The following is a 20,241-nucleotide window of genomic DNA, read 5'->3' as shown; positions in this document are numbered from 1 at the left end:
TACAGACCGTACAAGAAGAGTACTTATGTTTGGTTAATGAAGCCGCAAGCCTAAGAAAAATTAAGCGTCCGTGCGGCGGGGTGCAGGGAGCGGCAGCACATCAATGCCTTCTTCAATAAGCTCCAGAGTTTCATCCTTCGTTGCTTCGCCGTATATGCCGCGCTCTTCAGCTTCACCGTAGTGAATTTTGCGGGCCTCTTCAGCAAAACCTTTACCAACATTATCGTGGGTTGCCTCAACATGATCACGGATTTTCGCAAACATTTTCTGGGCTTCTACCACCATTTTTTTAAATTCGGGGCTATCTGCCTTTGGCATCGCGGCAGGGGCTGTGGGAGGTGCACTTACTGGTTTTGGCTCAGGCCGTTGGTTGCTTTTCGCCGTAATATTCGGTGCCATCGGTGCTTTTGAAATATCTGTTGAATTACAGAAAGGGCACGACACAAAGCCAGACGCTTTCTGTTCCTCATATGCTGATGAAGATTTAAACCACGCTTCAAACCGGTGGCTACTTTCGCATTTCAGATCAAACACAATCATGACACATCAATCACTTTAACATCAAAGACCCGCGTGTGGGTAAGGGATGGCACTGTTTGCCGTGCCTCTGCAACTTTGGCAAGGTCCAAATCAACCAGTGTTATGCCGGGTTCTGTGCCCGCGTCTGCAACCACACCCCCCCACGGGCTAATGGCAAGGCTGTGGCCGTACGTGCTGCGACCCGTTTTATGCTTGCCCGTTTGTGCCGCCGCCAACACATAGGACCCGGTTTCAATAGCACGCGCGCGCAGTAGTGTGTGCCAGTGTGCCTCCCCCGTTTTTACGGTAAAAGCCGCAGGCACCAGCATGATATCTGCGCCCATATCTGCAAGCGCGCGGTACAAATACGGGAACCTGAGATCATAACATATGGTCACCCCAAGGGTACCAAAAGGTGTTTTCACCACCACCGCGCTACTGCCCGGCTGGTAAAGCCGCGATTCCCGGTAGGCTTCGCCGTTTGGCAGTGTTACGTCAAACAAATGCAGCTTGTCGTACGTTGCGGCAATCTTGCCTTTCGGGGTAATCACATACGCACGGTTCGCAAGCCTGTCGTCTGCAACCTTCGTGATAAGCGAGCCAATATGCAGCCAGATACCCAGTTCTGCCGCAAGGGCACAAAAAGCTTTTAGACCCGGGTCATCATCCTGATAAAAAGCTTTTTTCAGCACTGCTTCGCGGTTCATTTCCATCAGGTGTGTTGTCTCTGGTGTGGAAACAAAACCCGCGCCCGCACCAGCCGCCTCGCGGATAAGCGAACAAACAGCCATCGTTTCTGCAACAATGTCATTGCCGGTGTTAAGCTGAATTAACGCTGCACGCATGAAACTATCCTGCTAGGCTTTGGCCAAAAGTTTATCAAGGCCGCCAGCACGCTCAAGCGCGTAAAGATCATCACATCCGCCAACATGGTCACCCGCGATCCATATTTGCGGCACCGTGTTAGCGCCGCCAGCTTTTTGGCGCATTTCTGCACGGGCCGCAGGGTTCATATCTACGCTGATTTCGCGGTATGCTGCGCCTTTTTGGGAAAGAAGTGCCTTTGCACGGTGGCAATAAGGGCATAAACTCGAACTATATATTACAACATCTGCCACTTTGGGCTCCTAACTGAAACATAATCTTAATTTATGGCATTAGGGGCCATAGTTAAAGCCTTTGTCTTAATTTTTTATATATACCCGGTTTTTAAGGTGCTGCCGGGTCGCCGACACGGGCAAAGGCAACAACTCCAACACTGAGCGCACCAGCCTTTTTAAGCGCCTTGGCACAGCTTGCAGCCGTTGCCCCGGTTGTTAGCACATCGTCCACCAGCATAATATGCTGGCCCTTAACCACTGCTTTCATCTCTGGCGGTACCTCGAATGCCCCGCGCACATTTTTAAACCGCTTTTTGCGGCTAAAGCTTGCTTGGCTGAGCGTTGCCTTGCGCCGTTTTAGGGCAAATACATTCACCGGAACATCCAGATACTCAGCAATTCTTTCTGCCAGCAACTGCGACTGGTTAAAACGCCGCTTTAAAAATCGCCACCGATGCAAGGGTACTGGTATAATAAGCGTTGCTTGCAGCTGTCGCACAGAACCGGCCATCATGCGTGCCATAACAGGTACAATCATACTGGTGCCACCGTGCTTTAACTTTAGCACAAGCGAACGGCCAAGCCCCTCGTAGGAGACCGCCGCCCGCGCCCAGTCAAACGCAGGGTTATACTGCAAACATGCTGCACAAACCGGTTCTGCAATCTCTGTGCTATAATCAAACGGCAAGGCACACCGCACACAGAAAGGCGGTGCCAGAACCTGAACATCGCCCCAGCATGTAACGCACAGAAACCCGTGTTCAGACACCTTTACACCGCACTCAGGGCACCGATGCGGCAGGGCAAACGCAATCAGCGCTTTAACAGCGCTATTTATGTTTTGCCTCTTTAATAAATGTCTTACGTTTGCCATAAGGAACCGTAGCAGCCGCCGCAAGCGCCTGCCAAATGAAACTTCAAGGGAAATGCCCGCGTTATGTCTGATCCTTCAGCCTATATTTTTGATACCGCTGCAGTTCTGCATAACCGCGCCCGTGCCGAAACATACGGTAATGACCACACTTTTCTAAAGCAGGAAATCTCCGACAGGCTGCACGATAGGCTGCACGATATAACACGGCCCTTTCAAAGCGTGCTGGACATAGGCGGTGATTTCGCCCGCTTTTCAGGCATGCCTGCCACCACCCTTTCCATCAGCGATACCCCTTTGCCAACCTCAGACAACCAGTTTGATTTGGTAATTTCAAACCTTGTTATGCACTGGGTCAATGATTTGCCGGGCCTGCTTATTCAGCTAAACCGCGCCCTGAAGCCTGATGGGTTGATGATGGCCGCCATGTTTGGCGGGGAAACCCTGAAAGAGCTGCGCCACAGCTTGCTCGCCGCTGAATCTGAGCTTACCGGCGGCGCACATGGGCGTGTTATTCCCTTTGCAGATGTTAAAACCCTTGGCAGCCTTTTGCAGCGTGCGGGCTTTGCCCTGCCTGTAACTGACATGGATACGCTGACTGTTACTTACGAGCACCCCTTAAAGCTGCTTGCTGACCTGCGCGGCATGGGCGAGGCAAACGCGCTTCTTGACCGCCCCAAAAACTTTATGCGCCGCGATGTGCTAAGCCGTGCGCTTGAAATATATAGCCGCGACTATGCACAAAGTGATGGCCGGGTTCCTGCCACTTTCCAGATTATTTACCTAACAGGCTGGCACCCCCATGAAAGCCAGCAAAAACCAGCCAAGCGTGGCAGTGGGCAGGTAAGCCTTGCCGCAGCCCTTAAGGCTGGTGCGCCGCCTCAGAAATAAAAATACTATTACCTGATTACCCGCATATCAGGCCAGCGTTTCTGCCAGCCTTTACCGGCCAAGCGTTGCTCAAAACCCGCTGGGTCATGCGCTTTCATAATCGGTGTAATCCGGAGTATATGGGCGAACAAATCATCAAACCCGAACGGGGCGATAAAATCGAGTGTATCATCAGGCAACAGCCTAACACCCACAGCAGTTGCTGTTTCAGCCCAGTGCATCAGGGCATGGGGCAAACTTTGAAAAGGGCTATGCCCGCCAAAATGGTGCATATGGGCTTGATTGCGCACTTGCCATTCGTGCCCTGAACAAAGCTCAGAAAGTTCCTTTTCAATCAAGCAATCAATATTTTTGTCTGCATGATCGGCATCGAAATAAACCACATCCAGATCGGCCTCGGGCATATTCAGGGGCGGATGGTAAAAGCTATCCCACACTTTATTGCGCACAAACCCCGCTGCCAGATATGCTTCCGAAAGCCCTATTTTACGCACAGCGCGCAGGGCTGATAGGGCGACACTGTCAGCCAGAAACAAGGCCGCAAGTGCCGTTTGGTTCACAGAAAATCCCGCAGCATAGCAAGAAGCGGAATATCTGCCGGTGGCATGGGGTATTCATTTAAGTCGCGGATAGGTACCCATTTGGTGCGCTGCCCTTCCATACCCTGTACAATGCCTTCCCATTTACGGCACAGGTACAAAGGCATCAGTAAATGGAATTTCTCGTAGGAGTGGGACGCAAAAGCGAACGGCGCAAGGCACGCGGCGGTAATATCAATACCCAGTTCTTCCTTGCATTCACGGATAAGGGCAGCCTCTGGTATCTCGCCCTCTTCTACCTTACCGCCTGGAAACTCCCACATACCAGCCATAGACTTGCCTTCCGGGCGCTCGGCAATTAACACCCTGCCGTCTGGGTCAATAAGCGCGATTGCTGCCACCAAAACAACCGGCAGGCCTGCATTTATGCGTACATTTGGTTCCGGGCAATCGTCCATATTCTTTCCTTTTCAAGGCATAGCAGTGTGTAACTCACCATTTAAGGCGGCAAGCTTGTTTGTGCTATAAAGGAGGAAAGAAAAAAAGAAAAGAGTGCCAAAAGCTGCTTAGTCGCTTTGGCAATCGTGTACGGATGCAGCATCCGGCGAAACCAGATGGCTTTCATTTTTTCAAACAGTCTGTTCAGCCCGCCTGCACTCTAAAGTGCAGCAGTGGCGCCGAAATTCTCAGCCTGATACCGCGATGCGCGCTTTACCTTCGTGGCAGCAGCTTCCATTCGCTCAGAAATAATCCGGCGGGCACGCGTCACTTCTTTTTTCATGTATGTCAGCTCGGCCAGTTTCTCTGCACCGTCTTCTGAATAGCGGGCTAAAGCTTCTGTCAGGGCCTCATCCAGCTCTGTCAGGAATTTTAGTTGCAAGTCCAAATTAACATTTGGCATTTTTTATCTCCGGCATCATTCACCAATAGGTCACCCCCAGAGATAACATTCAAGAGCCGTGCCAGAAAAATAATAATTATATTTCAATGCATTAAAGAATATTCTTCTGGTAAAGAGCCGGCATTACCTGCCCCTCACCAGAAAATTTAGCCTATGCGGCAAATTAAACCTAGCTCCGGTAATCCGCATTAATACTGATATAACCATGCGTCAGATCGCAGGTCCATACGGTTGCTGTACCATCTGCGATGCCCACATGAACACGGATATCAATTTCCTGTTCTTTCATATGTGCTGAAGCCTGTTCTTCGCTGTAGGACGGTAAAACCATACCGTCTTTTGCAACATGTTGGCCCCCGATCCAGATTTGCAATTTATCGCGGTCAGCCGCTTCACCTGATTTACCAACCGCCATAACGATTCGGCCCCAGTTAGCATCTTCCCCGGCAATTGCGGTTTTAACCAAGGGGCTATTGGCGATTGTCAGGGCAATTTTTTTGGCCGCTGCCGCATCCTCAGCACCTTCAACCGTAATCGTGATAAATTTGGTAGCGCCTTCACCGTCGCGAACCACTTGCTGTGCCAGATCAATCATTAGCGCTGTGAACTGCGCCTTAAACCCGGCAAGTTTTGGGTCGGCAGGGTCTGTTATAATCGTGCCCTTCACCCCGGTCGCAAACGCCATAACCGTATCATTGGTCGAGGTGTCGCCGTCCACCGTTGTGGCATTAAAGCTTTTTTCAGTGGCTTCGCTTAAAATTGCCTGCAAGCACTCTGATGACACTGGAGCATCGGTAAATACAAACCCCAGCATTGTTGCCATATCAGGTGCAATCATGCCCGACCCTTTGGCAATGCCAGAAATAATCACCTGCTGGCCGTCAATTTCGGCAACCTTACAGCAGCCTTTAGGGAACGTATCTGTTGTTGAAATAGCGGCTGCCGCATCTTTCCATAGCACGCCAGACAAGCCGCTGTTTATGATCGGCAAGAATTTTTTAAATGAACTAACGTTTAGCGGCTGACCAATAACACCGGTTGAGGCCAGCAGCACCTCTGAGGTGCTACAGCCCACTACTTCGGCGGCCATTTCAGCGCTACTGAGCGCTGCTTCGTCGCCCTTTTTTCCTGTAAAAGCATTGGCATTCCCTGCATTTACAAGCAGGCACCGTGCCTTGCCGCCTGTTGCAGCAAGTGCAGCGCGCGACCAGTCAACCGGGGCGGCAGGCGCTTTTGAGCGGGTAAACACACCAGCGGCCACTGTATTTTCAGGGAAAACAACCATAAGCAGGTCAGGCCGTTCTTTATAGCGAATACCGGTACAAACAGTACCAAACTCAACACCCGGAACCGGCTGTATTGATGGAAATTCAAAGGGTGCAAGGGGTGATACAGGTAATTTTGCCATTGTAGTTTCTTTCACGAGGAAGATTGAACGTCATGACCCGTCTGGTCCTAAATTGATCTCTAGCGTTTATCGAAAAGATAGGCAAGAATCATAAATATTAGGCATAAACAGTGCTATATAGCATCCGTTGGTTGACAGAGCCGTTCCTCATACTTATCTCTGCCAAAGCTCTAGCAGTAGAAACTGCCATGACTGATTTATTATGTATATGCCCTTAATCACATTATGCTTGGCAAAAATGTGCAGATAAAGGCAGCAGGAATTGTATATGCTGGGACTAAGCAAAATCGCCAAAAAGGTCTTTGGTTCATCTAACGACCGCTATATTGCCCGACTCCAACCTAAAGTAGCTGCGATCAACGCCCTTGAGCCAGAGATGGAAAAACTCTCTGACGAAGCTCTGCGTGGTAAAACCGCCGAGTTCAGACAGCGGCTTGCAGACGGCGCGGCTCTCGACAGTTTACTGATCGAGGCTTTTGCAACAGTGAGAGAAGCCGCCAAACGCGCCATAGGCCTTCGACATTATGATGTGCAGCTTATTGGCGGCATGGTCCTAAACGACAGCAGCATTGCAGAAATGAAAACCGGTGAGGGTAAAACCCTTGTGGGCACCCTTGCTGTTTACCTTAATGCCTTGCCCGGTAAAGGTGTGCATGTTGTAACCGTGAACGATTACCTTGCAGAACGCGATGCCGAATGGATGAGCCGGATATACAGCTTTCTGGGTCTTACAACCGGCGTTGTGGTGCCGGGTAAATCAGACGACGAGCGCCGCGCTGCTTATGCGTGCGACATTACCTATGCCACCAACAATGAACTAGGGTTTGACTATCTGCGCGACAATATGAAATTCCACCGGGAAGAAATGGTCCAGCGCGATTTTGCCTTTGCTGTTGTCGATGAGGTGGATTCAATCCTAATCGATGAAGCCCGGACGCCGCTTATTATTTCTGGCCCCACGCAAGATAAGTCTGACCTGTATACAGCGATTGATGCTGTTGTTGCCGAGCTCGGTGAAGGTGATTTTGAAAAAGACGAGAAGGCCAAATCTGTTGCCCTGACCGAAGATGGCACGGAACGTGTAGAAAAAATTCTGGCTGAGCACGGCCTCTTGAAATCAGATAATCTCTACGATTATGAAAACACTGCAATTGTGCACCATGTTGATCAGGCCCTAAAGGCCCGCACCATGTTTGAGCGCGATTCAGATTATATCGTGAAAGACGGCAAGGTTATCATCATTGATGAATTTACCGGCCGCATGATGGATGGCAGGCGCTACTCTGGTGGCTTGCACCAGGCGCTTGAGGCCAAGGAAAGGGTTAAGATCCAGCCTGAAAACCAGACCCTTGCCTCCATCACGTTCCAGAATTATTTCCGTATGTATCCAAAACTCGCCGGTATGACAGGCACCGCATCAACCGAGGCGGAAGAGTTTGGCGATATTTACCGGCTGGGTGTTGTGGAAATTCCAACCAACGTGCCTGTTGCCCGTCAAGACGAGCACGACGAATTTTACCGCACCGCCAAAGAAAAATATGACGCGATCATAAAAGATATTGAAGAAGTTCAGAAAAAGGGCCAGCCGGTTCTTGTCGGTACTGTATCGATTGAAAAGTCTGAACTGCTTTCCGAGCTTCTGAAAAAAAGAAATATCAAACACGAAGTTCTGAATGCGCGCCACCACGAGCGCGAAGCCTTTATTGTTAGCCAAGCGGGTCGCTTTGCGGCTGTTACCATTGCCACCAACATGGCCGGGCGTGGTACCGACATTCAGCTTGGCGGTAACGCTGATATGCGGATAGCCGCTGAAACAGCGGGCATTGAAGACGAAGCCAAAATCGCCGATATGGCTGCCACGATCAGGGCAGAGGTAGCCGCAGAAAAAGCAAATGTTATCAAGGCAGGCGGGCTTTATATTATGGCAACCGAGCGCCATGAAAGCCGCCGTATTGATAACCAGCTCAGGGGCCGCGCTGGCCGTCAGGGTGATCCGGGCAGATCAAAATTCTATCTGTCTTTGCAGGATGACTTGATGCGGATTTTTGGCCCCGAGCGCATGGACAGCATGTTGGTGCGCCTTGGTATCGAAGAAGGCGAAGCCATCATCCACCCATGGATCAACAAAGCGATCGAAAAAGCCCAGCAAAAGGTTGAAGCTAGAAACTATGATGTTCGGAAAAACCTTGTTAAGTTTGACGATGTTATGAATGACCAGCGGCGAGTTATCTATGAACAGCGCCGCGAAATTATGGATTCCGAAAACCTTGCCGAGACCATTACCGACATGCGTGCAGATGTTGTCTATAACATTGTGGAAACCAACATTCCGCCCAAATCTTACCCTGAACAGTGGAACCTTGACGGCCTGCAACAGGCTGTAGATCAAACACTTGTGCTTGAGGGTGTATCCATAAAAGACTGGGCCGAAGAAGAGGGTGTGGATGACAAGGTCATTATTGAGCGCCTTGAAGAAGCATCGAATAAACTGTTTGCAGAAAAGCGTGAAAAATACGGCGAAGAAATCTGGAACAGCATTGAAAAAAGCTTCCTTTTGCAGGTTGTTGATCAGGAATGGAAAGAGCACCTCCAGAATCTTGATCATATTCGCCAAGGTGTTGGCCTTAGGGCTTACGGCCAGCGCGACCCGCTCAATGAATATAAAACCGAAGCTTTCACCCTGTTTGAAGCAATGCTCTATCATACCCGCGAAAGTGTAACCCAGATACTATCACGCATTGAGATTGCCCCCCAGCAGGTGGACCCTGCCATGCTGGAACCTGAGGCACCGGTGATCGGCGAGGCCCAGCACCTAGACCCGCTTACAGGGGAAAACGAGGCCGGACAGCGCTTTAACCCTCATGATACAAGCACGTGGGATTCTGTACCGCGCAATGCCCCCTGCCCGTGTGGGTCTGGCGAAAAATTCAAGCATTGCCACGGTGATGTAGCCAGCGGAAAAGCCTTTAGCGCACCGTCTGGCAAGCAAGCAACCAACCCGTTTTCAACGGTGGGGCGCAATGACCAGTGCCCGTGTGGGTCTGGCAAAAAATTCAAACACTGCCACGGCGCTTATTAAATAGATCCAGATTATAAAACAGCCCTAAACGGGCTGTTTTTTTTACATGAACACCCCGTTAACAGCCCTGTCAGGGCTAGCTCATTTCAACCCGCTATACTGGTCTCCATAAACAAACGGGAGATGAAAGATGTTGGGGCTTGGAAAAAATATCATCAATACAGGGGCTGCTTTTTTAATAGCTACGGCAGTGACAGGCAGTGCACTGGCAGAACATAGATATGAACGGCCTGCTACAATCAATTTTCAAGATGCAGACTTCCGCGCCGCGCACCCATTCCGCGTCTTTATAGACATCAACACCAGAGAAGGCGATGCCGCGCTCTATGCAGATAAAACCTTGAAGCAGCTTTCCTACAGCTTGCCGGGCACTGTTATTTTGGTGAACAACCCCCTTTATGCCGACATGGTAATCGGCGTGACCCAAACATCGTATGATCTGGGTTTCAGAGTGACTGACACTGACCAAAAAGACAAAAAATATAAAAATGCCAGAAGCAACGGGGCTGATAAGTGCGGCCCATACCAAAAAGCTTATTACACAAAAGTGGAAGAAAAAGGCGAAGCTTATGCAGGCTACAACATCAGCTTTGATATGCGCGGTTATGGCGCAGATATAACGTCTATCAATCTCAGGTCAGCAGAAAACTTTAGCTACGGCACCAACCTTCGGGCAAGTACAAAATGCGGTATTCAGCCTGTAAGCGCTTTTCCGAACAATGATGTAGCGAAAATTTTTCAGCGCGCCGACCCTGCATACCGCGACAGTGTCGCCGCTGAAATCCGCGCTGAAGCAGCCCATGATCTTGGTCGCAACCTCGCAGTCCAGATCAAAGGCCGGTCAGAACAGTTTTATGCGATGCTCGCCGCCAACCTTTCAGCGCCGCGCTATACAAGCGTTTATTACCTGCAAAACTGGGGGCAGCCTGCTGTCTCTTATGACAATGGCTTTTATGACGAGAATGGTGTTTTTCCCCGTGTACCTAGGGAAAACCATGGGCGCTAAATCCAGCACGAACTAGATCTTGGGTAAGACAAGCTCCGCCCAAGTAGCGCTCTCTACAGAAACACCCAGGAATGTTGCCCTGGGTGTTTTTTCTTTTGGGTATGCAGAAAGCTTTAGGTGAAAGCTTCATCCCAGTTGCCCCGTGTGGCAGCCTTTGAATATTCCGTCGCGCGGTTTTCAAAAAAGTTGGTGTGCTCAACCGCATTCAGCATGCTATCAAGCCACGGCAGTGGATTCTTTTCCACATTATATTCAGGATCTAGGCCCAGCTGCTGCAAGCGCCGGTCTGCGATATAGCGGATATAATCTTTCACATCCTGTGCCTCAAGCCCTTCAATAGGGCCCATGCCGAATGCCAGATCAATGAAGGCATCCTCATGGGTTACAATTGTTTGGCAGGCATTCAAAAGGTCATCCTGCAGGCTTTGGTCCCACAGTTCAGGCTGTTCTTTCATCAGTGTTTTAAACAGTTTAATCATGCTGTCGCAGTGCAGGCTTTCGTCGCGCACAGACCACGTAATAATCTGCCCCATGCCCTTCATTTTATTGAAGCGGGGGAAATTTAGCAGCATGGCAAAACTTGCAAACAGTTGTAGCCCTTCTGTAAAGGCACCAAACACAGCAAGCGTTAGCGCAACAGACCGCAGATCATCAGACCCAAACTGCTGCATATAATCGTATTTATCCTTCATTTCCTTATACTTAAGGAATGCGGAATATTCGCTTTCCGGCATGCCGATGGTATCAAGCAGGTGGCTGTATGCCGCAATATGAATGGTTTCCATATTGGAGAATGCCGCCAGCATCATCTGAATTTCTGTCGGCATAAACACTTTGGTATAGTGCTTCATGTAACAGTTGTTCACTTCGATATCACTTTGGGTAAAAAAGCGGAAAATCTGAGTGAGCAAATTCTTTTCCGATTCGCTTAACTTGCGTGCCCAGTCGCGTACATCTTCAGCAAGAGGAACCTCCTCAGGCAACCAGTGAATTTGCTGTTGCTTTAACCAGGCTTCATAGGCCCAAGGGTACCGGAACGGCTTGTAAACATGTCTTTCAACCAAAAGACCACCTTCGTTATTTGCATCCGCATCGGCCATTGTTCCTGTATCTCCTTGGATCGTGTAATATATGAAAAGCTAGTCCCGCTAGCTGTCGGAACTATACCCCCTCAATTAGTATATGTGAATTAAAGAAATACTATATTTAGATATTCTTGCCTTCACGCAACTCCAAGCTTGGCAAACACAAGTTTTGCTACATACTCCACGGTCAACAACAAGAGTTCAGCACTGGTCTAATCAGTGCCACACCATAAAGGGAGCCTGCAAGCTATGAAATCCGGAGGTAAAATTATAGCTGTATGCTTACTGCTCTTGTTTCTACTGGAAGCATCACTATTAGAAATAAAATATCAGGTTTTTTCGGGCGATGGCTTCTTACAGGCAAACCGCTTAGATAACTGGTATGAAATATTTTTGTTCATTGCCTTAACCGCAAGCTCATTTTTAATGATTTTTCTTTTAACAACCCAGCTTTTAACCAAAGGCTTACGGTTCATATTCCCATCTCTTACAAAACCTTGGTTTCTGGCTGCAACAGGCTATATTTTTGTCTATGGCATATCTTTAACATTCTCATACAAACTGCACCATTATCTAGCCGACCATGTTGATAGCAGTGTTATTCAAGCCATTGCAGGTAATAGCCTTGAAAATGCAATTGTTTATATTTCCGATGAACTGGCAACCCTATTGCTGCCCACAGTGCTTTTTACCATCTGTGTTATTCTGCTATATAGACGTTTGGCGCATGAAGTCCCTTTAAAAACAAAACACTACCGATTAGTAGCCCTCTCTGTCTTTGCGGCCTTCATCCTTTCAGTTACACTGGCATCCCACAGCGTTTTGAAAAATGCTCAAAGAAACATGGCATTCAATGGCATATATAAAACAGTGTCCACCTTAACTGACTGGGACATGGATGGCAGCACACTGCTTTCAACACCGAGCGACCCAGATCCGTTTGATAGCACCTTATTCTGGGGGGCAGTCGATATACCAGGAAATGGAATTGATGAAAACGGACTAGCCGGTGACCTCGCCGTACTCGAGCGACGAGCTGAAATCACCGAATCCTTTAAGTTTCCAGCTCAGTATAAAAACCTGATGGTGATCGTATCAGAAAGCACCAGGGCTGATATCCTCACCAAGCAAATAAACGGGCAATATATTGCACCAAATTTAAGGCAACTTGCCGCAACCGGCAGCAGCATTAAACATGCGTACAGCCACAGTGGCTTTACATCGACCAGCCTCTACACGCTGTTCTCTGGCGCCTTCCAGAGTAAAGGCACCCATAAAAGCATCTTTGTACAAGCCCACGAAAACAATTACGAAGTGTCCGTAATCTCTGGCCAGGATGAAACATGGGGGAATTTGGATAAAAAACTAGGTACGCGTAGGGTAGCAGACTTTTTCTATGACCCCCAAACTGTCCCTGATAAGCGTGTATACGCATCCAAGCTCGCCAGCAGTATCAAGTTGTCAGACGCGACAATAACACAAGCACTCCGTAAGCGACTGGACCATATAGACCTCTCCAAGAGGCAACTTTTTTACCTTAATTTTCAATCAGGGCATTTCCCTTATTACCATAAATTTATGGACCTCAAGTTTATTGAAAAGGGTATTCCTCGAAGAGAAATCAATCAGGAAAATAAGGCGTGGCTCAGTAAAACCTACTGGAATGCTATGGCCTATATGGACGATCACTTGGGACAAGTGATCAATGCGCTAAAAGAAAAGGGCATATACGATGAAACCCTGATCGTTTTCTTAGGCGATCACGGGGAAGAATTATTCGATAGCGGTTTTCTGGGGCACGGCCACAACATCAACACAGCGCAATTGCATATCCCGCTGGTTTTATCTGCCCCCGGGGTAAATTTTGAAAAACCCATAGGTCTTTCCGGCATTCATGGATGGCTTTCCAGTTTTATTGACCCCGCAAGTAATACGGCTGTTAAATACGGTCAGTGTGTACTGCTATATACCGGTAAATTCCGTAAACCTGCCCAGATTGGGCAAGTCTGCTCGGCAGATAACCAGCTACAGGTTTATACTATTGCCTTTGACCAATATACAGGCGCACCAAGTTCTGAACCTATATCAAAATTAAAAGCATCATTGGCCCATACATGGGAAAGTGCCCTGTTTAAAGACACACCCAAATAACAAAGAGCCACACGACTACACGTGTGGCTCTTGCCGTATACTCTTAAAACCTTTGCCTTATTGGCAGGCAAGGCATTCCTCATAGTCCGTGGATGCTGGTACCGCAGCCAATTGTAGCTGTTCACCGTTCACATCTTTTTTCTTGGTTGATCCTGTAGCCACCACTTCCGCACGGGCAATAGATTTTGACCGGCAGTAATAAAGACTCTTCAGGCCCTTTTTCCATGCCTGATAGTGAATTTGGTGTAAGTCGCGCTTATGCACGTCAGCAGGCAAGAAAATATTCACAGACTGTGCTTGTGAAATATATTGTGCCCTGTCGGCTGCAAGCTCCACAACCCAACGCTGATCCAGTTCAAACGCTGTTTTGAAAACAGCTTTCTCATCAGCATCCAGAAAATCAAGATGCTGAACAGAACCTTCATTCACCGTGATAGATGTCCAAACGTCGTCTGTATTCTGGCCTTTTTCCTCCAGCAAGCGCGTGAGTGCCTGACTGCGAACGATAAAGTTACCTGACAGAGTCTTCTGGTTATAGCTATTGGCTGCAATGGGTTCAATGCCCGGGCTAGCCCCGCCGCAAATGGTTGAAATAGACGCAGTCGGCGCAATAGCTGTCTTGTTAGAGAACCGCTCCATAATACCATAATCAGCAGCATCAGGGCATGGGCCTCGCTCGTAGGCAAGTGCCTCTGAAGCCCGGTTAACTTCTTTCTGAATATGCTTGAAGATATTAAAGTTCCACGATTTCGCCATACCAGATTCAAACGGAATCATATTATTCTGCAGGAAGCTATGGAAGCCCATAACACCGAGACCAACAGACCGCTCCCGCATAGCCGAATACCGGGCTTTCGCCATTTCACTCGGCGCACGGTCAATAAAGTCCTGCAAGACATTGTCAAGGAACCGCATGATATCAGGGATAAAGTCGCGGTTGTCTTTCCACTCACGGTAGTGCTCAAGATTCAGGGAAGACAGACAGCAAACAGCCGTACGCTCGTTACCTAAATGGTCAAGCCCTGTCGGCAATGTAATTTCGGCACACAGGTTTGACGTTTTAACAGTGAGACCTGCAAGCTTATGGTGCTCAGGCATCTGACGGTTCACGGTGTCAGAGTAAATAATATAAGGCTCGCCAGTTTCAACACGCGCCGTTAGAATACGGATCCACAAAGCACGGGCAGAAACAGTCCGCACCACATGGTTGTCCTTAGGGCTTGTCAGCGCCCACTCTTCATCTGCTTCAACCGCCCGCATAAACGCATCTGTTACCAGAATGCCGTGGTGCAGGTTTGGTGTTTTCCGGTTCGGATCACCACCTGTTGGGCGGCGCAGTTCCGTGAACTCTTCAATTTCAGGGTGGCTAACAGGCAAATAGATAGCCGCAGAGCCACGACGAAGCGAGCCTTGGGAGATAGCAAGGGTCAAGCTGTCCATTACCCGAACAAACGGAATAATGCCGCTGGTTTTGCCAACACCGCCAACAGTTTCGCCAATAGACCGAAGGTTGCCCCAATAACTGCCAATACCGCCGCCGCGTGACGCAAGCCACACATTCTCTGTCCACAAATCAACAATGGAACCAAGCTTGTCTTGGGCTTCATTCAGGAAGCAGCTAATCGGCAAGCCACGATTGGTACCACCGTTTGAAAGAACAGGCGTTGCAGGCATAAACCACAAATTGGAAATATAATCATAAAGGCGCTGCGAGTGCGCCTTGTCGTCACCATAAAAAGAGGCAACTCTGGCAAACAAATCCTGATAGGATTCACCTGGCATTAAATATCGGTCAGAGAGAGTAGCTTTGCCAAACTCTGTTAATCTGTCATCCCGGCTACGATCAATCTCAACCGCGCCGCCATGCTCGAAATGGGTCACCTCAAACATTTTTGCCTATATCTCCCTTGACCACTTACGCGGTACTGACTCCTTCTGCGCATACAGAAACAACCTATGTTGTACCTGAAACGAGAACAAAAGTCGAACAAATCAACTTTTTACTATATAATCAAATGGTTATAAGAACGCTCGTCCGAGCCCCCGTTCGAGTCGCTCTGTTTATTTAACGAAACGAAGAATAGGGTCGAAAGGGTGAGCTCGTCAAGATAAAGTATAAAAACTTTATAAGTCCCACTATATGTTGTAATTTTTCTGTCATGAACGAGATAAAATTTCCCCGAAAAATCAGGCATCTAGCACTAAACAGGTCATATTATGAGGATATTCAACGAGTCGCGCTATTTTCTAGCGCGCAGGTTTTTTAGAGGCCTTTATCGCCCATCGCCAGAAATTTTTCGCGGCGCAGCTCTTTCAAACGAGCGCCGTCGATACCCGCCATGTCCTTCAGGGCACGCTCCAAACCATCCCCTAAAAGGTTCATAGCACGCTCAGGATCGCGGTGTGCGCCCCCAAGTGGTTCCGGTACAATACTGTCGATCACACCCAGCTTTAAAAGGTCTTGTGCGGTAATTTTAAGGGCACTTGCAGCATCAGCCGCTTTTTCGTTCGTACGCCACAAAATAGAGGCACAGCCTTCTGGTGAAATAACGGAATACATAGCGTGTTCCATCATGAGAACCTTATTACCTGCTGCAATGGCCACAGCGCCGCCTGAACCACCCTCGCCAACAATACAGGTAACCACAGGCACCTCTGTCTGAAGGCAGGCATCAGTAGAGCGTGCAATCGCTTCGGCCTGCCCGCGTTCCTCGGCACCAATACCCGGATACGCACCAGATGTATCAACAAGGGTTAGAACCGGCAGATTAAAACGGTCCGCCATTTCCATCAGACGAATTGCTTTTCTGTAGCCTTCTGGGCGGGCCATGCCAAAATTATGTTTAATGCGGGTATCTGTGTCAGAGCCTTTTTCATGGCCCATAACAACACATGCGGTGCCCCGAAACCGAGCAAGGCCGCCAAGAAGGGCCAAATCTTCACCAAAGGCACGATCGCCTGCAAGCGGCGTAAAATCAGTAAAAAGATGCTCAACAATATCAATAAAATGCGGGCGCTCTGGGTGGCGGGCCACCTGAATTTTCTGCGCCGGGCTTAAATCTGAATATGTTTCTTTCAGAAGCTTTCCAAGTTTAGTCTCTAACTGACCAACCTCGGAAGAAAGATCAACACCATCAGAGCCACCGGCAAAACTGCGAAGTTCTCTTATTTTTCCTTCCAATTCAGCAATCGGTTTTTCAAACTCGAGAAATGTCATCATTTCGCCAGCCCCTTTAGGTTGTCTCTTTTTATTTGGCTCTTGGTTCATAAAGCCTACTTAAACATATTTTAGCGCGGCGCGCAAAATCCGGTATCATCTGCCATAAGTCAAGCATTCTATTATGGCGGTTCATTTCTAGGAATCACTTAACGGGTGCTTTGTCAAGACAAGCGATTTCATTCGTGCCTCCAAAACATGGGTATAAATCTGGGTTGTGGATATATCTGCATGCCCCAGCATTTGTTGCACAGCCCGCAAATCTGCGCCGTTTTCCAGCAAGTGCGTGGCAAAGGCATGACGCAAAATATGCGGGCTTACAGTGCTTGGCATCACGCCAGCAGCCACCGCCAAATCTTTCATCAACTGGCCCACACGGCGCCGTGTCAGGTGGCCTTCAGCACCACGTGACGGAAACAGATACAGCGAAGCAGGGCCTTTAGTTTTATCAAGCGCATATACATATGCCTGAATAGCCCGACGGGCCTTGTCGCCAAGGGGCACCATCCGCTCACGCCCGCCTTTGCCCTTCACCATAATCATCACAGAATCTGCACCAACACTGCGCCTTGGCAGTGTCACCAGCTCGCTAATACGAAAACCTGTCGCATAGAGTGTTTCCATCAAGGCATGCAGCCTTAAATCCTCAAGCTTACCACTTGCCGCGAAGCTTTCAGCCGTATCAAGAAGCCGGTCAACATTGCTCTCCGACAAAACCTTCGGCAAGGGCTTGGCTTTGCGCGGGCTTTCAATATTGGTCGCTGGGTTATCCGTGCGCAGGCCGTCACGGTATAAAAACAGAAACAGTTGCCGCAGGGCAGATAGCCGGCGGGCAATGGTATTGGGCTTTAACCCGCTTTTATGGAGAACGGCTAGATATTGCCTTATATCTTCCGCGTCTGCCGTCATAAAAGACACGGCTGTTACGGATGCAAAGTCCTGTAAATCACGTTCATAAGCCAGTAAGCTATTTTGTGCTCTGCCCTTTTCAGCGGCCAGCATTTCCAGAAACTGATCAAGCACATCATTATTGCGCATGCATTTGACCTGTATAAAGGGTTCTAAAGGCCCTGAGCAACCAACATTTCAACAGCAAGCTGCCGTGCCTCCCGCTCAAAACCAAGATCCTTGAGATTGCCAATAAGCGACCCCGCAAGCGTTGCAGGTATCGCCGCCGTACCGCCTGATGCCAACCGGAAGGCATAAACAAGAGCAAGGCTTTTATTGCCGCTCTGTACCGCCTTTATATAGCCGCGCCACTGGGCCGGATTCACAGCTTTTGCTTCAGCCGCTACCGGGCCATTGTCCAGTTGCTCCCATGCATCGTCAGGTACAGTTTCGCCGAGCGCATCCAGCACAGAAAACAGCAGGTTCGCTTTTGCATAAGCTGTGGGGGCCTTTTCTGCGCCGTGCCACCATGCCAAAAGGCTGTCAGGCGTTACGCTCGGCGCACCGTCAAGGCCTGCAATAGCCGCAAGCGGTGCCGACGAAAGAAGCTGGGCATCAACACTGCTATCAGCACCAGCAGAGCTGCCCCTAAGGGCTGTAAACCAGCTTTGAGCAGCTTTATAATCTTCGCTCACCAGAGCTGCGCGGAAAACTATTTCGGCAACAAACGGTGACAAAGCTGTCACAGCTTTTGTGTCCGCAAGCTTCACCAGGCCAGATGCTACAGCAACACTATAATGTCCAGCCTGACTAGCCGCCCAAAAGTCCCGTATCAAGGCAGCTTGCGACTGATCATCAGCAGTCGCCGCCTGTTGCAACAAGGCAGCATCAACATCAAAGCCCATAGCATCGGCATCCGATAATGTATGCGCGTCTGCTATCTCGGAAGCTTTGGCGCTCTGGGCAAAAGCCGCTATTTCAGCGCCTGATACCAGCCCCTGTTTCAGGCCCAGATCAAGCAAAGCTATTTTAGCGCTGCCACTTAGGCCCGGCAGGGCAAGTAATGCTTTATACGCAAGAGGGTTAGCGCCTTCCGGGTTGATCATTTCAATTGTTGCGCGTGCGAGCCGCGCCATCGCGGTTTCCAGCAGTTCCACTTTCATAGGGTAGGTAATGGCACTGCCACTGGCCAAAACGGTGCTGCCACCTTGCTCTGCCTCAATCAAAATCTGGTCAATCAGCTTATAGAACGCGGGCTGAATATCAATCACTTCTGAAAGAATTTGTAATTCAAAATCAACGCCTTGCCGGTCTGCGTTAGCGGCTTTGCAAAAAGCTGCAATCCGCACCCAATAAGGGTTTGCATCTACTGCGCGCTGTGTTGCCGCCAGTGCGCAGGCATCCCCTAACCTGCCGTCTAGCAGGTAAGCATTGCTAAAATGACGGGCGAGGCCAGACCAGTCACGACCCGCTGGCAATTTTGCCAAAAGAGCGCGGTACCCCTCGCTATTGCCCGTATTTTCAAGCAAAGAAAGGCGAGAATCGAGCATGGAAATAATATCTGTGTCGCTTTCAGGAGCCGGTAATATAAAGCCTGAGAGCGCCGCTCTGTTAGCAATAGCCTTCAGGGCGGGGGATGCCGCATACTTTGAAAATATCTTATATCTTTCAATGATTTGCGCCCGCTGTAACCCGGCCCAAAAATCGCGCGCATACCCTTCACCGCGCGGCAAAACACCCATAGCGGAAGGATCGAGCTGCTCGAGCGCACTGACCTCTAAAAACTGATCTTCTGCCCCAACACCTTGATCTCCCTCAGTTTCCTGCATATCAGCGTCATCTGGCACAGTATTCTCATCTGGCACACTTGCTGTGCCATCAGGCATGGTGCCTGTGGTTATTTCTGCAGCGCCCGGTATCCGTGTATCTGGGGCTGGCGGCACTGTTACACTGCCTTTTGGTACATAAGGTTGTGGCAGAATAGAGACCGGCGGCGGCAGGGTTGGCCCCTGCTGGCGGGCAGGCACGGGCTTACCGCCCAGATAATAAAAACTGCGGGTATTTTTATCTTTTACAGCAGGCTCTATTGCGGTCTCTGGCTTTGCATCCTGACCAGCCTCTACAGGCTGTTCGGCGCTGGTTCCAGCGTCTTCATCTTGCGCAAACCCCGCAGAAAACGGTGCAATTGCAAAGGTTGCGGCAAAAAGCGCGCTTTTCAAAAACATAGTATCCCCCGCCAAAAATGCCCGTAGCTTACGACGGGAAACGATCATTGTTCAGTGTCTTTGAAACATTTTCTGATGGCGCAGGAATATCCCACGTCATTAAAAAAACTGCGCCGCTGACAAGGCCGACCAGAACCGCTATCGTAATAATTTTCGTAAGTTTTGACATACCAAGATCCCTGTTGTCCCCGCACGATGGGGAATAGCTTTCTTCCTTCATAAAGGATGCTATTCGCCAAGTCCAGCCAGTCGGCGCAGTGCCAGCATTCTGTGCCAAATTTGTGCCACAGCGGGCCGCTGTGTGCCACATGCGCCGCACCGGTTTCAGAGCCTGAATTTGTCATCACATTACGGCCAAACT

The 20,241-nt window shown here is 49.4% G+C and carries 18 protein-coding genes; 4 read left to right on the top strand and 14 right to left on the bottom strand.

The genetic code is table 11. From position 1 onward, the window contains the following. Positions 1-60: 60 nt before the first annotated feature. The 4 genes from ICL80_RS04915 to ICL80_RS04900 form a co-directional block, all read right to left on the bottom strand. Positions 61-540, bottom strand: coding sequence for a DUF1178 family protein (locus tag ICL80_RS04915; RefSeq protein WP_194214995.1), 480 nt, complete (start codon positions 538-540; stop codon positions 61-63). Beyond that, entirely contained in the window at positions 537-1,364 is an 828-nt protein-coding gene (locus ICL80_RS04910; RefSeq protein ID WP_194214994.1) for a carbon-nitrogen hydrolase family protein, read from the bottom strand. The genes ICL80_RS04915 and ICL80_RS04910 overlap by 4 nt, the downstream gene beginning before the upstream one ends. A gap of 12 nt (positions 1,365-1,376) precedes the next feature. Continuing rightward, the gene (gene grxC / locus ICL80_RS04905) at positions 1,377-1,637 is read right to left on the bottom strand and encodes a glutaredoxin 3 (RefSeq protein WP_194214993.1); all 261 of its coding nucleotides are present in this window, start codon (positions 1,635-1,637) and stop codon (positions 1,377-1,379) included. A gap of 91 nt (positions 1,638-1,728) precedes the next feature. Next, on the bottom strand, positions 1,729-2,493 hold the full coding sequence (locus ICL80_RS04900) for a ComF family protein (RefSeq protein ID WP_194214992.1): 765 nt from the start codon (positions 2,491-2,493) through the stop codon (positions 1,729-1,731). 63 nt (positions 2,494-2,556) lie between these two features. Between ICL80_RS04900 and ICL80_RS04895 the strand changes: the two genes are divergently transcribed. After that, a complete protein-coding gene (locus tag ICL80_RS04895) occupies positions 2,557-3,381 on the top strand; it encodes a methyltransferase domain-containing protein (protein WP_194214991.1) in 825 nt (274 codons plus the stop codon). Between the two features lie 8 nt (positions 3,382-3,389). Here ICL80_RS04895 and ICL80_RS04890 read toward each other — a convergent pair whose 3' ends face one another. The 4 genes from ICL80_RS04890 to argJ form a co-directional block, all read right to left on the bottom strand. Beyond that, positions 3,390-3,941: a nucleotidyltransferase family protein gene (locus ICL80_RS04890; RefSeq protein ID WP_194214990.1), complete on the bottom strand. Its 552-nt coding sequence runs from the start codon at positions 3,939-3,941 to the stop codon at positions 3,390-3,392. Next, on the bottom strand, positions 3,938-4,378 hold the full coding sequence (gene mutT, locus ICL80_RS04885; RefSeq protein ID WP_194214989.1) for an 8-oxo-dGTP diphosphatase MutT: 441 nt from the start codon (positions 4,376-4,378) through the stop codon (positions 3,938-3,940). Before mutT ends, ICL80_RS04890 begins: the two co-directional genes overlap by 4 nt. Positions 4,379-4,578: 200 nt before the next feature. Further along, a complete protein-coding gene (locus ICL80_RS04880) occupies positions 4,579-4,821 on the bottom strand; it encodes a hypothetical protein (protein WP_194214988.1) in 243 nt (80 codons plus the stop codon). Between the two features lie 169 nt (positions 4,822-4,990). Beyond that, complete coding sequence (gene argJ, locus ICL80_RS04875; protein WP_194214987.1) at positions 4,991-6,229, bottom strand: bifunctional glutamate N-acetyltransferase/amino-acid acetyltransferase ArgJ; 1,239 nt, start codon at positions 6,227-6,229, stop codon at positions 4,991-4,993. Positions 6,230-6,497: 268 nt separating this feature from the next. Between argJ and secA the strand changes: the two genes are divergently transcribed. After that, complete coding sequence (gene secA / locus ICL80_RS04870) at positions 6,498-9,308, top strand: preprotein translocase subunit SecA (protein WP_194214986.1); 2,811 nt, start codon at positions 6,498-6,500, stop codon at positions 9,306-9,308. Positions 9,309-9,438: 130 nt separating this feature from the next. Further along, the gene (locus ICL80_RS04865) at positions 9,439-10,314 is read left to right on the top strand and encodes a hypothetical protein (RefSeq protein WP_194214985.1); all 876 of its coding nucleotides are present in this window, start codon (positions 9,439-9,441) and stop codon (positions 10,312-10,314) included. A gap of 113 nt (positions 10,315-10,427) precedes the next feature. Here the strand turns inward: ICL80_RS04865 and ICL80_RS04860 are convergent, their stop codons facing one another. Beyond that, the gene (locus ICL80_RS04860) at positions 10,428-11,414 is read right to left on the bottom strand and encodes a ribonucleotide-diphosphate reductase subunit beta (protein WP_194214984.1); all 987 of its coding nucleotides are present in this window, start codon (positions 11,412-11,414) and stop codon (positions 10,428-10,430) included. 234 nt (positions 11,415-11,648) lie between these two features. Here ICL80_RS04860 and ICL80_RS04855 point away from each other — a divergent pair, with 234 nt between their 5' ends. After that, complete coding sequence (locus tag ICL80_RS04855; protein ID WP_194214983.1) at positions 11,649-13,550, top strand: sulfatase-like hydrolase/transferase; 1,902 nt, start codon at positions 11,649-11,651, stop codon at positions 13,548-13,550. A 57-nt stretch (positions 13,551-13,607) separates the two neighbouring features. Here ICL80_RS04855 and ICL80_RS04850 read toward each other — a convergent pair whose 3' ends face one another. The 5 genes from ICL80_RS04850 to ICL80_RS04830 all read right to left on the bottom strand — a co-directional run bounded on the left by ICL80_RS04850 (position 13,608) and on the right by ICL80_RS04830 (position 20,190). Next, the gene (locus ICL80_RS04850) at positions 13,608-15,440 is read right to left on the bottom strand and encodes a ribonucleoside-diphosphate reductase subunit alpha (RefSeq protein WP_194214982.1); all 1,833 of its coding nucleotides are present in this window, start codon (positions 15,438-15,440) and stop codon (positions 13,608-13,610) included. Positions 15,441-15,813: 373 nt separating this feature from the next. Further along, positions 15,814-16,767: an acetyl-CoA carboxylase carboxyltransferase subunit alpha gene (locus ICL80_RS04845; protein WP_194215767.1), complete on the bottom strand. Its 954-nt coding sequence runs from the start codon at positions 16,765-16,767 to the stop codon at positions 15,814-15,816. A 138-nt stretch (positions 16,768-16,905) separates the two neighbouring features. After that, a complete protein-coding gene (locus tag ICL80_RS04840; RefSeq protein WP_194214981.1) occupies positions 16,906-17,805 on the bottom strand; it encodes a site-specific tyrosine recombinase XerD in 900 nt (299 codons plus the stop codon). A gap of 23 nt (positions 17,806-17,828) precedes the next feature. Further along, complete coding sequence (locus ICL80_RS04835) at positions 17,829-19,928, bottom strand: hypothetical protein (protein WP_194214980.1); 2,100 nt, start codon at positions 19,926-19,928, stop codon at positions 17,829-17,831. After that, positions 19,909-20,190 (bottom strand): hypothetical protein, encoded by a 282-nt coding sequence (locus ICL80_RS04830; protein ID WP_194215948.1) that lies wholly within the window; start codon positions 20,188-20,190, stop codon positions 19,909-19,911. Before ICL80_RS04830 ends, ICL80_RS04835 begins: the two co-directional genes overlap by 20 nt. Between the last annotated feature and the right edge of the window lie 51 nt (positions 20,191-20,241).

Source organism: Kordiimonas pumila, assembly GCF_015240255.1.
GTDB classification, from domain to species: Bacteria; Pseudomonadota; Alphaproteobacteria; order Sphingomonadales; family Kordiimonadaceae; genus Kordiimonas; species Kordiimonas pumila.
The sequence above is the reverse complement of the archived record's forward strand: the minus strand, read 5'-3'. Positions and strand labels throughout refer to the sequence as shown.

Excerpts from the sequence above, each read along its gene's own strand:
- ICL80_RS04900 (WP_194214992.1), bottom strand. The coding sequence starts at position 2,493 with ATGGCAAACGTAAGACATTTATTAAAGAGGCAAAACATAAATAGCGCT.
- argJ (WP_194214987.1), bottom strand. The coding sequence starts at position 6,229 with ATGGCAAAATTACCTGTATCACCCCTTGCACCCTTTGAATTTCCATCA.
- ICL80_RS04865 (WP_194214985.1), top strand. The coding sequence starts at position 9,439 with ATGTTGGGGCTTGGAAAAAATATCATCAATACAGGGGCTGCTTTTTTA.
- ICL80_RS04850 (WP_194214982.1), bottom strand. The coding sequence starts at position 15,440 with ATGTTTGAGGTGACCCATTTCGAGCATGGCGGCGCGGTTGAGATTGAT.
- ICL80_RS04855 (WP_194214983.1), top strand. The coding sequence starts at position 11,649 with ATGAAATCCGGAGGTAAAATTATAGCTGTATGCTTACTGCTCTTGTTT.
- ICL80_RS04830 (WP_194215948.1), bottom strand. The coding sequence starts at position 20,190 with ATGTGGCACACAGCGGCCCGCTGTGGCACAAATTTGGCACAGAATGCT.
- ICL80_RS04860 (WP_194214984.1), bottom strand. The coding sequence starts at position 11,414 with ATGGCCGATGCGGATGCAAATAACGAAGGTGGTCTTTTGGTTGAAAGA.
- ICL80_RS04835 (WP_194214980.1), bottom strand. The coding sequence starts at position 19,928 with ATGATCGTTTCCCGTCGTAAGCTACGGGCATTTTTGGCGGGGGATACT.
- ICL80_RS04910 (WP_194214994.1), bottom strand. The coding sequence starts at position 1,364 with ATGCGTGCAGCGTTAATTCAGCTTAACACCGGCAATGACATTGTTGCA.
- ICL80_RS04915 (WP_194214995.1), bottom strand. The coding sequence starts at position 540 with ATGATTGTGTTTGATCTGAAATGCGAAAGTAGCCACCGGTTTGAAGCG.
- ICL80_RS04840 (WP_194214981.1), bottom strand. The coding sequence starts at position 17,805 with ATGCGCAATAATGATGTGCTTGATCAGTTTCTGGAAATGCTGGCCGCT.
- ICL80_RS04845 (WP_194215767.1), bottom strand. The coding sequence starts at position 16,767 with ATGACATTTCTCGAGTTTGAAAAACCGATTGCTGAATTGGAAGGAAAA.
- secA (WP_194214986.1), top strand. The coding sequence starts at position 6,498 with ATGCTGGGACTAAGCAAAATCGCCAAAAAGGTCTTTGGTTCATCTAAC.
- mutT (WP_194214989.1), bottom strand. The coding sequence starts at position 4,378 with ATGGACGATTGCCCGGAACCAAATGTACGCATAAATGCAGGCCTGCCG.
- ICL80_RS04895 (WP_194214991.1), top strand. The coding sequence starts at position 2,557 with ATGTCTGATCCTTCAGCCTATATTTTTGATACCGCTGCAGTTCTGCAT.
- ICL80_RS04880 (WP_194214988.1), bottom strand. The coding sequence starts at position 4,821 with ATGCCAAATGTTAATTTGGACTTGCAACTAAAATTCCTGACAGAGCTG.